The following is a 13,264-nucleotide window of genomic DNA, read 5'->3' as shown; positions in this document are numbered from 1 at the left end:
ACTTTATCTATCATGAGAAGTATTATCATGCTTACATGAGAATGTCATCAATGATAAAATTGATACTTTTTTTACCTCTATACTCATTGATACTTAAGCTCCCTACACATGTAATAGGTCCTTTTCGCTTAAGTTCTTCATAGCGCTCACCTTGTGAAAAGTAAAGGCAAGCAAGATCACATCCTGAAAGATGTTTATCTAATCGTAAATGTTTACCTGAAGATAATTGTCTAATATCATCAAATAAAACATCTTTCAAAATAAACTTCGGTGCTTCATTGCCCTGACCAAAAGGCTCTAAAGCATCCAGTGATTCAACGTTGTCGATTGTTAAATCTTCATTTGTTAAAGGGATTACTTCCTGACTTGCTTCAAAACTGCGTCCGACGATTTCTTCTTCTATCGCTTGTTTCAATAAGTCAAAATGATCTTCATCAACACTAAAGCCGCCAGCCATCGCATGACCGCCATATTGTTTCAATAAATCGCTATGAGCTGTAAAGAACTCATAGAGATTAAAGCCTTCCACACCTCGTGCGCTTCCTTTATGGATACCTGTCTTTTCATCATAATTCATGACAAATGAAGGACGATTGTAGTCTCTTGCATATTTTCCTGCGACAAGACCAACGACACCTTCGTGGATGTTGCTTGAACTATAATAAAGGAAATCATCATGAGGAACCTGTAAAGCTTCTTCATAGTACTTATTAGTAAGTGATTGTCTTTTTGAATTGATTGTCCCTGCATTCTTGGCCACTGCCTCTAAGAACATCGGGTCAACCTGTTTTTGAAAATACTTAACAAGATTATTAGGATTCACCATCTCTGGCAATCGTCCAAAAGCATTGATCTTGGGCGCTACACTAAATCCTAATGATGTTGCTGAATACTTCTGATTACCTAAAAGCAGATCCAGCTGAGGATAATGATGGGCTTCCATAAAAGAAAGTCCTCTTTTTACAAGTGAGCGATTTTCATCTAGTAAAGGCATCATATCAGAAACTGTTGTCAATGCAGCCAACGAATATAAATAAGGATCATGATGACCAAGCAATGTAGCTGCAAGCTTATAGGCTACAAAGCCACCACAGATTTCCTTGAATGGATAATCCTGTGAGAGTTTTGTATGCACAATACTCATAGCATCAGGATAGTCATCCTCATCAAAAGTATGATGGTCCGTTATGATGACATCCACTCCTCTATTATTAGCTGCTTCTACTGCATCAAAAGATTTAATGCCATTATCTACCGTAATGATAAGACTATATCCCTTATCTGCCATCTGTTCTACACGTCTGACATTTAAGCCATAGCCATCTTCAAAACGATTAGGAATATGGTATCCTACCTTGACATTCAACTCATGAAAAGCCTGTACCATAATTGCGGTTGCCAATATGCCATCACAATCATAATCACCGTAGATACAGATCTTCTCATGCTGATCAATCGCTTCTCTAATACGTTCCACTGCCATTTCTCCTTCAGAGAAAAGAGAGAAGTCATGATAAGTCAGCTTCGGATTAATTAAAGCACGATAATCCTCTAAATCCATATTCTTGCTTTCAAGCACCTTAGCCAATAATGAATTGACCTTATAATCTCTCATGATATCTTCAGTTTTTGTTAATGCTTCAATCGTATATCTCATAGCTCACCTCAATAAAAAATAACTGCCCAAGCAGTTATTTGAAAATTAGATCATTAAAATCACTTAAATCCTTATTGCGAGCATCCACAATAACTTTCGCTCTTAAGAAATCGAATACGTCAGAGAACTGTAGAGACATAATGTCGTCAACAGCGTCACAGTACTCAATAAATGTTCTGTTTTTCCACTTAACCTCTAAAAGGAATGATTTGATATCATCAGCGTTGACTCTTTGAATCCCTTCATTTTCAAACTCGAAGGCTTTCGTATGTACAATGAAATTAATTTCATAAGGCCAAGCCTTCTTTGTATTGATTCTCATCCGTTTCACATCCTTTAACAATATATCATTATATATGATAATTTTTACTATGAAAAGATATATTATTTAAAAAAAGAAAAAAATGCATTCCTATTGGAATGCATGGAGATAACTGCTTAATAAAGCAAGACCTTCTTCAATAATATGAGGATCTTGCGTAAAGCCAAAACGTAGATGATACTCTTTATCAAAACAGCTTCCCGGTACAAAGAATACCCCGGTCTTTTCCTGAAGATCTTTACAGAGTGTCTTTGAATCAACTGGTAGATGATAATGCAGGAAGCATACTGTTCCATCTTCTGGAATAACACATGTGACAAGGTCTTCTTTTTCTAGCCAAGAAGAAAGAATCTGCTTATTGATTTTAACAATGTCTCGACTTCTCTTTAATATTGGTGAAGTATGTTCAAGAATCTCAGTGGCCATCATATCACTGAAGGCACCTGAAGAAATAATTGTATAGTCTCTTCTAAAATTGATCTTCTTGATCAGTTCCTTATTGGCTTTCACCCAGCCAAGTCTAAGACCTGCAAAACCAAATATTTTGGAAAGTCCGTTAGTGACTATCCCTTTTTCATAAAGATCACAGACACTTGTTGGTGTCTTCTCTGATAATCCCTTGTAGATTTCATCTACCATAATATAACAATCATGCTCTCTTGCTAAATCAATCAGTGATGACATCAGCGCTTCGTCTATGACTGTACCGGTAGGATTATTGGGACTATTGAGAATGATCATCTTTGTTTCTTTTTTTATTGCATCCTTGAAATCATCGATGGTTGGTTTCCACTGGTTTTCTTCTTTCAAGGAAATAAGCGTATAGCTGCATCCCAATGAAGCAGGATAAGTGTAGAACTGCTCATAGGATGGAGTCATGGCGATCACATGATCACCGGGAGAAAGAATGGTATCCATCACATGCTGATTGGCATTGATGGCACCATGGGTAATGGCGATATTGTCTTCATCGCCATTTTTATATAATGAAAGAATAGCTTGTTTAAGATGAGAAGAACCTGTAATAGGTCCATAATCGAGGCATACTTGTCCAATCTTTGAAAGTAGATCTACATCTATAAGCTGGGCAAGCTCATTTATGGTCAAAGCGGATACACAGGTATCCGCTAAGTTAAATTTGCAGTCTTGCTCATGGTCTGTCATCCATGTTTCAACACTGAATTCTTTGAGTTCCATTAATACATGACCTTAGATAAGAAATCCTTGGCACGATCGCTTTCTGGATTTTCATAGAATGTTTTTGCATCAGTATCTTCGATGATTTTACCATCTTCTAAGAATACTACCCTGTTGGCAACAGTTTTCGCAAATCCCATTTCATGAGTAACGACGATCATCGTCATGCCTTCGTTTGCTAATTCTTTCATGACATTCAATACATCCAATACCATTTCTGGATCAAGTGCAGATGTCGGTTCATCAAATAACATCATTTCAGGTTCAAGACAAAGTGCTCTCGCAATAGCGACACGCTGTTTTTGTCCACCCGATAATTTATTAGGATATTCATCCTTCTTTTCTACAAGACCAACGACCTGAAGATATTTCATAGCCACATCTTCAGCTTCCTGCTGGCTCTTGCCTAACACCTTCACTGGTGCTAATGTCAAGTTTTCTAATACTGTCATATTAGGAAACAAATTGAAATGCTGGAATACAAATCCCATCTTTCTTCTAATCTGTGCGAAGTTGCCTGATTTAGGATCAAGCTCTTCTCCATCAATATAGACCTTTCCTGTTTCAGGATGTTCTAGTCCATTAATACATCTGATAAGGGTACTCTTGCCCGATCCCGAAGGACCAATCAGACAGACAATTTCACCTTTTTCTATTTCTAAGGACGCATCATTTACGGCTGTAAAGCCATTGAATGTTTTGGTAATATGATCGACCTTTATCATTGAATTAGTCACTTACTGCTAATCTCCTTTCTGCCATCTTTTCTACTCTTGATAAGATAAGATAAATGACAATATACATAACACCAGCATCAAGATATGGAATCATGATACCTGCTGATCTTGAGCCAAGGACACTAGCTGAAGCTGTCAATTCAATGGCACCAATGTTATAAAGTAGAGAAGAATCCTTGATTAATGTCATAAATTCACTAATCAAAGGAGGAATAATTCTCTTAAAGGCTTGTGGAAGAATAACATATCTCATTGCCTGAAAATAAGATAATCCTAAAGTTTCTGTCGCTTCCCACTGTCCCTTATCGACACCTAAGATCCCAGAACGAATCAATTCTGTCTGGTAGGCACCAGCGTTAAGACACATTGCCACAACACCAAGTGTTGTTGGTTCAAAACGGATCCCTGTAAAAGACAAGGCCTGTGGTAAAGCTACTGCAAAGAAGAGAATCTGTAGCATCATTGGTGTTCCAATGAATACTGTAGTATATAATCCCCCAATGCTCTGTAGCACTTTATGTTTAGAAATTTTAAGTGCTGCCCCAATGATACCTAAGATAGTACCAACGAGAACAACGATGACACCATATATAACTGACCATACAAGCCCAAATAGCATATAGGTCAAGTTATCTAATGTTAAGAATTCAATGAATGCATTCATGTTTTAGCAACCCCATTTACTTTTTAATTCAGTATATTTCTTAGATTTAACAAATTCATCTACAGCTTTGTTGACTTCTTTGATTAAATCTTTTGAGTTCTTGTTTGCGATAATTAAGTTTTCTTCAACTAATAACGCTTCATCATTAACCATTTCTAATGTTTTATTGTTCTTCACATAGTTCTTAGCCACTGCTTCATCAAGAATAACAGCATCCAATCCATTTGATTTAATCATTTCTACAAGCACTTTAGCATCCTTAGATGTCTTAACTGTAGTAGAAGGAGCTTTCTTCTTAATATCATTAGCAACTGTTTCACCAGTAGCAGCAAGCTGAGCACCGATCTTCTTGCCATTTAAATCACTATTTTTCTTGATAGAAGAACCTGCTTTAACTAAAGCAACCTGTTTAGAGTTATTGTACTTATTTGACCAAAGAACATCCCATTCTTTATGTTTAGTAAAACCTGAGATAGCTAAATCAATCTGATTAGACTGAACAGCACCTCTTAATGTATCGAAACTCATCTGTTTCCATTTATAAGTATAATTTCCACCATTCTTGTTCATAATCTTGATAAGCTCTTTTGTCATATCAATATCAAAGCCTTCCATTTCATTCTTTGTATTTAAAGATTCATATGGAGGATAATCTGGAGAAACTCCAATCAATAATTCTTTCTTTCCATTACTCTGTGATGAGCATCCTACAAGTGCGAATGCTACTAGCATGCTTAATGCTAAACTTAATACCTTTTTCATAATCTTTACCTTCTTTCCTTATTTATAAAATCTATTCATTCGACTCTTAACGCCGGTTCATCCCCATTTTTATCATTGAATATCCCCTTTCACATTTATAAACAAAAAACGTCTCCTGCATATGCAAGAGACGTCATTAACGCGGTACCACTCTTCTTGATATTTTACAATATCCACTCATTCCTTAAGGCGGAACACCTTTCATCCTACTTCATTCAGATGAACCTCTCAAAAGTACGCTTCATCAAAAGTTCTGTATCAGTCTCACACCCTCACTGATTCGCTTAGACATCGCTATTGACTACTCTCTTCGTCTACGAGTTTATAAATGATATTACATATTAGTATACATAAACAAAAAGTGAAGTCAACGTTTTTTAAAGAATGAATTCAATTTAGAAGCAAACTTATTGGTAAGAGCAATGGGCTGATTAAGATCCTGCAATGATGCATAGGCATCATCAACTTGTTGCTGCACCTTCTTGATTGACTGCATACGACTTGTCTGTAATTCTTTTTTTAATGCACGAACATCATCTTGTGCCCTAATGAAGACTGTTCCTAAATAAATAAAGAAAAAGCCCCCGATGACACACAGTATTTCTTGAATTAGTTTCATATGATCACTCCTATTACTACCATTCTATCATACTGTCTGAAAAAACGAGAACTTTTTCTTTTATTAAATATATTTATCCCAAGGTTCAGGCTTACCAAAAAGATAACCTTGACATAGATCACAGCCACAATCCTGAAGGAATTCCAGCTGTTCTTCTGTTTCTACACCTTCAGCTAGTGTCTTAAGTCCCATCTTATGAGCCATGGTCATGATTGTTTCAACAATCATCTGTGATTTGCTGTTGATTGAGAAATTCTTCATGAAGTCCATATCCATCTTAATGACATTGAAATCAAATTCCTGCAGAGCATTCAATGAAGAATAACCGCTGCCAAAGTCATCCATCCATACTTCCAAGTTATGGAATCTAAAGAGATCGACCTGACGTTTAAGGAAATCATTACGGTTAAAGGCAATGCTTTCTGTCACTTCAATATGAATGTTTGATTTATCAACCTGATATTGATTTAAAATATCAACAACCTGCGTAATGAGATCAAAGTTTTCAAAGTCGAGACGAGAAAGATTGACAGAAATAGGATAAATCTTCTCACCGCTGGATTTTCTTTTAGAAATAATCTGACAGACTTCCTCTAATGTATGAAGATCTAGTTCATAGACTAAATGCGCATCTTCCAATACACCTACAAATGTTTCAGTAGGAATCATACCATATTGAGGATCAAACCATCTAGAAAGAGCTTCAAAGCCAAACAGCTCCCTATTCTTTGCATTCACCACTGGCTGTAAGTATGTCTTAATATAGCCTTTGTTCAATGCTTCCTTAAAATGACTGACAATGTACTTCTTCTTATGATAATGATCTTTTAAACGAGAAGAATAATAACATTCATATTCCTGATAATTATGTTTAATCTGATCATAAGCCAATTTCGCCTGATCACAGGCATGTGCCGCATCACTTACACGTTCAACTTCTGGTACAAAGATACCTGCCTTAATATCAAGATAAACACTATGCTGAAGATTTTGAATACGTTCATGTAACGTCTTAATGCGTTCATGCGCTAAGCTTTCATCAGTTAGGACGATGAAATGATCTTCAGAAATACGAGCAATAAGACTCTCTTTAAAGATCTCTTCCATCATTCTACCAAATCTTCTAAGCAATGCATCTCCACCAATAAAACCAAATTTTTCATTGTATAGCTTAAAGTTGACAATATCCAAATAAATAAAAGCACCATTAACATTATGAGAAAGCAATGTATCATAAAAATCCAAAGCATTATTACGATAATAATCATAATTTCTTAAATGCGTAAGACGATCAATGCCATCTTCATCCACATCATGATAAGCATGTTTTCCAATAACACTTAACATATCTCTTTTCTTAGAAAGATCATGGATGAAAACATAGAAGACATCACCATGTGTTGTATTATGAGAAAGCTTTCCAAAGTCCTCAACATTCTTGATCTTACCTGATTTTGTCATAATACGATATCGTACATAATCAAATCTGTTCTCATTAGAATTGACCTGTTTCCAGATAAGACGTTCCACTTCTTCAATATCATCCTCGTAGACAAGATTCTTAAATGATCCATGCGTGTAATCCATCAGTTCTTTAAATGACTGACATTCAAAGATATCCAACAGTTCTTTATTGGCAAATAGAATCTCTTCTCTACCTGTTGCCTTATAGACAAGCAAAGCACCTGGAAGACCAGCAGCGATATCTTTTAAATCAAATTTATTTATTGTTTCAGTTAACTTAAAGTCATCACTTGTCTTCTTGTTCTTTTCTTTCTCATCAGTTGCTCTTCTATAAAGAGACTGGAAATCATCCCCTGCTTTTAATAAAGCATAGCCTGCTGTCATACGATAGTAGACATCTTTATATTCTTGTACAACATCAATAATAAAACCGATCTTTTCTTCAATTATTTCTTTGTTTGTCTCTTTAATAAAGACCAGAAACTCATCGGCAGAATGACGACAGATCAGCCCATCTGTAAACTGCTTTTTAAGCTTATTAGCCAGATCAACAAGGACCTCATCTCCCATTTTTAAACCAAAGCGTGTATTGATCACACGGAAATGGTCGATATCAAAGACAATCATTGTTCCTTCTTCTTGCTTATTGATAAGTGTTTCATAATAGAAACGATGATATAAGCCAGTAAGAAGATCATATTTTCTTAAATCAATAGTATGATGATCTTTCGCATCATACATAAAGAAATAGCCATAATGCTTTCTTACAATAGAGATAATATGAAGCATATGCTTCTTATTCTGGATAGAAAGCTCAATATCTAATTCTTTATGCACATTATCACTAGGATTATTCAATAGACTCATCAGTTCATCTTTATTTTTAGAAACATTATTTTCAAGAAACTTAACAGCCTCATAAAAAGACCCTTTACATCCTTCTTCTATATAAGCACAGGCATTTCCACGAAAGATTTCTTCGTAATAATCCTGAGTGAAATCTACTTTAAAAAATAAAGAGTTTTTTAAAAGTTCTTTTATATCATATTGATGTAAAGCTTCTTTTAAATCGCCATATTTACTTATAACATGCTCCATAAGCTTTCCTCCTATAAGTCCATTCTACATTTATAATGTCAAAAATATGTCAAAGTATAAACAACTTTTCTATTTTTGTAATAAATTCGTCATATTTATATCAAAGGTATTTTATGTATCTATATTTTTTAACACTCGAGCATTCTATCAAAACAAATGGAAAAAGGAAAGAAAAACGCAAGCTTTTTTAGCTTGCATCATTCATATAACGACTTAAGAATTGTTTTGTACGCTCTTCTTTAGGATGATTGAAAATCTGATCCGATGTTCCAATTTCACAGACGTATCCTTTGTCCATGAAGCATACGACATCGCTTACCTCTTTAGCGAACTGCATTTCGTGAGTAACGACGACCATAGTCAATCCTTCTTTAGCAAGGGAATTCATGACTTCCAATACATCTCCTACCATTTCTGGATCAAGTGCTGATGTTGGTTCATCAAATAATAGAACATCAGGATCCATACATAAACTTCTCGCAATTGCAACACGCTGTTTTTGTCCACCTGAAAGCGTAGTGACCGATGCCTGAGCAAACTTTTCCATGCCTACTGCTGAAAGATGCTTTAAGGCAATCTGTCTTGCTTCTTCCTTGTTTCTCTTTAATACCTTAATCTGAGCAATCATACAGTTTTCTAAAACGGTCTTATTGGCAAACAAGTTAAATGACTGGAATACCATGCCTACCTTAGAACGATAACTATTGATGTTCATATTTCCATCAAGAATCTTCTTTCCACGATAAGCAATTGTTCCTCCTGTTGGAATCTCTAGAAGGTTGATACATCTTAACAAAGTAGATTTCCCACTTCCTGATGATCCAATAATAGTCATTACCTGTCCTTCATCAATAGAAAGATTAACATCATGTAGAACATCCAAGTTGCCATATGATTTTTTTAAATGCTGAATTTCAATAACATGTTCCATCATCCTACCTCCTATGCACAATTGTCCATAACACTCACCTGATTGGTATGAGTGATTTTCTTTTCAATAAAATGAAGAATAGCTGTTGCCAATGATGTAAGAATCAAGTACATAATGGCCACTAGCATATAGATTTCAGTATATTTCATCGTACTTCCTGCAATACTAGTTGCCTGGAAATACAATTCAGTAACCGCAATCGCATTTAACATACAGCTATCTTTGATATTAACAATAAGCTGATTACCAATTGAAGGGAAACTGTTCTTAATAGCCTGAGGGAAAATGATTGAAAACAAAGTCTGCGCATTGGTCATCCCTAAAGCTTTCGCTCCTTCACTTTGACCAGGATCAATAGATTGAATACCACTTCTGATGATTTCTGCCATATAAGCACCCGTATTGATTGAAATAATGATCATCCCAGCAGTCAATCCATCCCAATTAAGAATTGGCTTTAATAAATAATAAAGGAAGACAGCCTGTACCATCATCGGTGTTCCTCTAAAGATCCATACATAAAGTGATGTGAAGACATGTCCACATTTTTTTAATATCTTTTTAAAAGTAGAATCCAATGGATCAATTTCCATGGAATGAATAGCTCCAATAATTAATCCTAATACTAACCCACAAGCTGTTCCTACAAAAGCAAATGCTAATGTCATGGCTATACCATAAGCAAATAGTGGCCAGCCATCTAATAAAGTCTGCCAAGCAAAATGAAAATCTATACTCATAATATCCTCCTACTGATCCTGATAAAGCGGTGCACGATTAACCGCTTCTTCCATAATTTTTACTCTTTCTTCTTGAGAAATAGAATCTAATGCACGCTGTACATCTTTAAAGAGTTTCGTTTTTCTTGAATTATTCTTTAATCCAATTGATACTGTTGTATCAATATCAAACCCTTTTCCTGGTTTAAATTTAACAATACTTAATTCCTTATTGGCTTTACAGATTCCTGTAGCTACCGGAAGTTCAGCAGTAACACCATCCGCATCACCGGTTCTTAAAGCCATAACCAATTCAGGATAAGTCGCTTTTGGTGTCTGATGCTTTACCCCTTTGATCTGATCAATGATCGTATCATAGTTGGTATTCTTCTGCCCCATCACCTTTGATCCTTTAAACTGATCAACACTATCATAGTGCGCCTGCTTGCTGTTCTTTCTAACAATCATAACCATTTCTGATGAATAATAAGGTGTTGTAAAATCCATTCCTTTTTCACGTTCAGGACTAGCTGTCATTCCGGCGATAATCGCATCGATTTCTCCTGATTCAAGTGCACTAGGAAGACCTTCCCAGCTGATTTTCTTGATGACTAGCTTACGGTGAATCTTTTTAGCAATCTTGCTGGCAATAACGACATCATAGCCATCCGCAATTCCTGCTCCTCCATCTAAATAGACACCGGAACTGCCTCTTTTAATAGCCTGCCAGTTAAACGGCTGATAAGCAGCTTCCATTCCTACAATAAAATTGTCTTCTGTATTTCTTGTTGTCGTACATCCACTTAAAATAAGTGTAGACATCATTAACATGATAAGAACTTTCTTCATAAACTATCCTTTCCGACAAAGAAAAAAAGCTATGCATTATTGCATAGCCTCAATATCAACCTGCAGATAACGCCTCTTCTTGCGAAGGAGTGACCAAAGTATTTCCTTGATCCCCAAGAGACCTGATTACCACCAAGCTCTTTCGGCGATGATTACCTTTTAGACATTTCATCGGATGTCTCCTCCCTGTCCTACTCTGACGCACCGCTGCCTCTATCTCTTTATCATTTTATACGTTTGAATTATACTCCTATATTACCCCTTGTCAAGGATTGTCTACCTGTTTATCACTGTTTATATAAAAAGTACCCTCTTGGAGGGTACTCAATTATTTTGAAGCTTCAATCATTAAACTTGTAATCTTATTTGAGAAGCCTACTGGATCTTCAATTGTAAAGCCTTCAATTAACATGGCTTCATCAAATAGAAGAGAGGCATAGTCTTTGACTTTATCCGCATTCTTCTCATTGACATTTACTAAGGCATTAAATAAATCATGATTTGGGTTGATTTCAAGAATTCTTCCAGCCTTGACATTTTGTCCCTGTGCTTCTGGCATAGCATTAAGCACTTTTTCCATTTCAAATGATACACCTTCACTTGAAGTCAAGCAGACTGGATGTGATTTTAGACGTGAAGATAATCTTACTTCAACAACCTTGTCACCTAATGCTTCCTTGATTGCATCAAGTAGATCTTTATGATCAGTTGTCTTTTGTTCAAGTTCTTTCTTTTCTTCTTCACTTTCAAGGTTTAAATCACCCTGTGTCACATTCTTGAATGTCTTTTCTTTATAATCTCTTAACATTTGAAGACAGAATTCATCAACATTATCTGTTAAGTAAAGAATATCAAATCCTTTATCTTTAACAGCTTCACAAGCTGGCAACATATCGATCTTTTCGACAGTTTCTCCACTCGCAAAATAAATATCTTTCTGATCTTCTTTCATTGCTTCTACATATTCATTAAGAGTGATGTAATCTTTCTTGTTGGCACTGTAGAATAACAATAAATCCTGTAATTTATCTTTAAGCATGCCATAAGAATGATAGATACCAAACTTAATCTGCATACCAAAGTTCTTCCAGAACTTCACATACTCTTCACGATCTTTCTTAAGCATGTCTTCTAGTTCTCTTTGAATACGTTTTTCAATACGATCCGCAATAAGTTTCATGCTGCGGTCATGCTGAAGCATTTCTCTTGAAATATTAAGATTTAAATCCTGTGAATCAACAAGACCTCTTACAAAACGGAAATGTTCTGGTACAAGATCCTTTGCTTTATCCATAATGAAGACACCTCTTGAATAAAGCTGAAGTCCCTTTTCATATTCACTTGAGAAATAGTTCATTGGTACTTGTGAAGGAATAAATAACAATGAATCATATGTGATATTACCTTCTACTCTATTATGCATAACACGCTGAGGATCAGTAAAATCATTAAACTTTGATTTATAGAAATCATTGTATTCTTCTTCAGTAATATCTTTCTTATTACGTTTCCAAAGTGGAACCTGAGAGTTCAATACTTTTACTTCAGTAACATCTTCATATTCATCACTATCTTCTTTCTTTTTAGAAACTGTCATTTCCATCTTAATTGGATAGTGAATATAGTCAGAATATTTCTTGATTAATCTTTCAATTTCATACTGGCTTAAATATTCATCATAGTTTTCTTCTTCAGTATTATCTTTTAAATGAAGAACAATCTTAGTTCCATGATGATCTAAACCTGATTCAAAGATTTCATAGCCATCGCTTGTATCACTTACCCAAGCGTACGCTTTGTCTTCACCATATTTTTTTGAGAAGACTTCTACTTTATCTGCAACCATGAATGCGGAATAGAAGCCAACCCCGAACTGTCCGATAATATCGACATTATCTACACCTTTTTCAAGGGCATTCTTAAATTCATTTGAACCAGAGTTAGCGATTGTACCTAAACGTTCTTCTAGTTCATCATGATCCATACCAATACCATGATCTTCAATGGTAATTGTTCTTTTCTCTTTATCTATTGATAAGAAAATATCCATATCTTCCCTTGAGATACCGTTAATATTTTCCTGTAAAGCCTTATAATATAGTTTATCGCTGGCATCACTTGCATTGGAAACCAATTCTCTTAAGAAAATTTCTTTATGTGTGTAAATGCTATTGATCATTAAATCCAATAATCGTTTTGATTCTGTCTTAAACTGTTTCTTTTCACTCATATTTTAGCACTCCTT

Annotated in this window: 12 protein-coding genes, 1 riboswitch and 1 other annotated feature; all 12 genes read right to left on the bottom strand. The window is 35.3% G+C overall.

The window, feature by feature from the left end; translation table 11 throughout:
- Nucleotides 1–31: 31 nt before the first annotated feature.
- The 12 genes from recJ to htpG all read right to left on the bottom strand — a co-directional run bounded on the left by recJ (nucleotide 32) and on the right by htpG (nucleotide 13,249).
- Nucleotides 32–1,657 carry a single-stranded-DNA-specific exonuclease RecJ gene (gene recJ, locus J6L95_RS10550; RefSeq protein ID WP_287459106.1) on the bottom strand — a complete coding sequence of 542 codons (1,626 nt, stop codon included), beginning with the start codon at nucleotides 1,655–1,657 and terminating at the stop codon, nucleotides 32–34.
- A gap of 34 nt (nucleotides 1,658–1,691) precedes the next feature.
- On the bottom strand, nucleotides 1,692–1,979 hold the full coding sequence (locus J6L95_RS10545) for a post-transcriptional regulator (protein ID WP_029070297.1): 288 nt from the start codon (nucleotides 1,977–1,979) through the stop codon (nucleotides 1,692–1,694).
- Nucleotides 1,980–2,069: 90 nt separating this feature from the next.
- A complete protein-coding gene (locus J6L95_RS10540; RefSeq protein ID WP_287459105.1) occupies nucleotides 2,070–3,176 on the bottom strand; it encodes an aminotransferase class I/II-fold pyridoxal phosphate-dependent enzyme in 1,107 nt (368 codons plus the stop codon).
- On the bottom strand, nucleotides 3,176–3,901 hold the full coding sequence (locus J6L95_RS10535; RefSeq protein ID WP_074624234.1) for an amino acid ABC transporter ATP-binding protein: 726 nt from the start codon (nucleotides 3,899–3,901) through the stop codon (nucleotides 3,176–3,178). Before J6L95_RS10535 ends, J6L95_RS10540 begins: the two co-directional genes overlap by 1 nt.
- 4 nt (nucleotides 3,902–3,905) lie before the next feature.
- Nucleotides 3,906–4,577, bottom strand: coding sequence for an amino acid ABC transporter permease (locus J6L95_RS10530; RefSeq protein ID WP_287459103.1), 672 nt, complete (start codon nucleotides 4,575–4,577; stop codon nucleotides 3,906–3,908).
- Between the two features lie 3 nt (nucleotides 4,578–4,580).
- A complete protein-coding gene (locus tag J6L95_RS10525) occupies nucleotides 4,581–5,339 on the bottom strand; it encodes a transporter substrate-binding domain-containing protein (RefSeq protein WP_029070293.1) in 759 nt (252 codons plus the stop codon).
- 123 nt (nucleotides 5,340–5,462) lie between these two features.
- Nucleotides 5,463–5,665: a binding site (T-box leader), on the bottom strand.
- Between the two features lie 41 nt (nucleotides 5,666–5,706).
- Nucleotides 5,707–5,958, bottom strand: coding sequence for a hypothetical protein (locus tag J6L95_RS10520; protein ID WP_287459102.1), 252 nt, complete (start codon nucleotides 5,956–5,958; stop codon nucleotides 5,707–5,709).
- 63 nt (nucleotides 5,959–6,021) lie between these two features.
- Nucleotides 6,022–8,520, bottom strand: coding sequence for an EAL domain-containing protein (locus tag J6L95_RS10515; RefSeq protein WP_287459101.1), 2,499 nt, complete (start codon nucleotides 8,518–8,520; stop codon nucleotides 6,022–6,024).
- Between the two features lie 187 nt (nucleotides 8,521–8,707).
- Nucleotides 8,708–9,454 carry an amino acid ABC transporter ATP-binding protein gene (locus tag J6L95_RS10510; protein ID WP_035876460.1) on the bottom strand — a complete coding sequence of 249 codons (747 nt, stop codon included), beginning with the start codon at nucleotides 9,452–9,454 and terminating at the stop codon, nucleotides 8,708–8,710.
- A gap of 8 nt (nucleotides 9,455–9,462) precedes the next feature.
- On the bottom strand, nucleotides 9,463–10,191 hold the full coding sequence (locus J6L95_RS10505; protein ID WP_074624211.1) for an amino acid ABC transporter permease: 729 nt from the start codon (nucleotides 10,189–10,191) through the stop codon (nucleotides 9,463–9,465).
- Between the two features lie 9 nt (nucleotides 10,192–10,200).
- Entirely contained in the window at nucleotides 10,201–11,019 is an 819-nt protein-coding gene (locus J6L95_RS10500) for a transporter substrate-binding domain-containing protein (RefSeq protein WP_029072229.1), read from the bottom strand.
- Between the two features lie 59 nt (nucleotides 11,020–11,078).
- Nucleotides 11,079–11,243, bottom strand: a riboswitch (Lysine riboswitch).
- A gap of 104 nt (nucleotides 11,244–11,347) precedes the next feature.
- Entirely contained in the window at nucleotides 11,348–13,249 is a 1,902-nt protein-coding gene (htpG, locus tag J6L95_RS10495; protein ID WP_029070288.1) for a molecular chaperone HtpG, read from the bottom strand.
- Between the last annotated feature and the right edge of the window lie 15 nt (nucleotides 13,250–13,264).

It is taken from the genome of Kandleria sp., from assembly GCF_017934775.1.
Taxonomy (GTDB): Bacteria; Bacillota_I; Bacilli_A; order Erysipelotrichales; family Coprobacillaceae; genus Kandleria; species Kandleria vitulina.
The sequence above is the reverse complement of the archived record's forward strand: the minus strand, read 5'-3'. Positions and strand labels throughout refer to the sequence as shown.

What these genes read in the sequence shown, in the direction of transcription:
- J6L95_RS10545 (WP_029070297.1), bottom strand. Translation starts at nt 1,979, where the DNA reads ATGAGAATCAATACAAAGAAGGCTTGGCCTTATGAAATTAATTTCATT.
- htpG (WP_029070288.1), bottom strand. Translation starts at nt 13,249, where the DNA reads ATGAGTGAAAAGAAACAGTTTAAGACAGAATCAAAACGATTATTGGAT.
- J6L95_RS10530 (WP_287459103.1), bottom strand. Translation starts at nt 4,577, where the DNA reads ATGAATGCATTCATTGAATTCTTAACATTAGATAACTTGACCTATATG.
- J6L95_RS10525 (WP_029070293.1), bottom strand. Translation starts at nt 5,339, where the DNA reads ATGAAAAAGGTATTAAGTTTAGCATTAAGCATGCTAGTAGCATTCGCA.
- J6L95_RS10515 (WP_287459101.1), bottom strand. Translation starts at nt 8,520, where the DNA reads ATGGAGCATGTTATAAGTAAATATGGCGATTTAAAAGAAGCTTTACAT.
- J6L95_RS10535 (WP_074624234.1), bottom strand. Translation starts at nt 3,901, where the DNA reads ATGATAAAGGTCGATCATATTACCAAAACATTCAATGGCTTTACAGCC.
- J6L95_RS10505 (WP_074624211.1), bottom strand. Translation starts at nt 10,191, where the DNA reads ATGAGTATAGATTTTCATTTTGCTTGGCAGACTTTATTAGATGGCTGG.
- J6L95_RS10500 (WP_029072229.1), bottom strand. Translation starts at nt 11,019, where the DNA reads ATGAAGAAAGTTCTTATCATGTTAATGATGTCTACACTTATTTTAAGT.
- J6L95_RS10510 (WP_035876460.1), bottom strand. Translation starts at nt 9,454, where the DNA reads ATGATGGAACATGTTATTGAAATTCAGCATTTAAAAAAATCATATGGC.
- J6L95_RS10520 (WP_287459102.1), bottom strand. Translation starts at nt 5,958, where the DNA reads ATGAAACTAATTCAAGAAATACTGTGTGTCATCGGGGGCTTTTTCTTT.
- recJ (WP_287459106.1), bottom strand. Translation starts at nt 1,657, where the DNA reads ATGAGATATACGATTGAAGCATTAACAAAAACTGAAGATATCATGAGA.
- J6L95_RS10540 (WP_287459105.1), bottom strand. Translation starts at nt 3,176, where the DNA reads ATGGAACTCAAAGAATTCAGTGTTGAAACATGGATGACAGACCATGAG.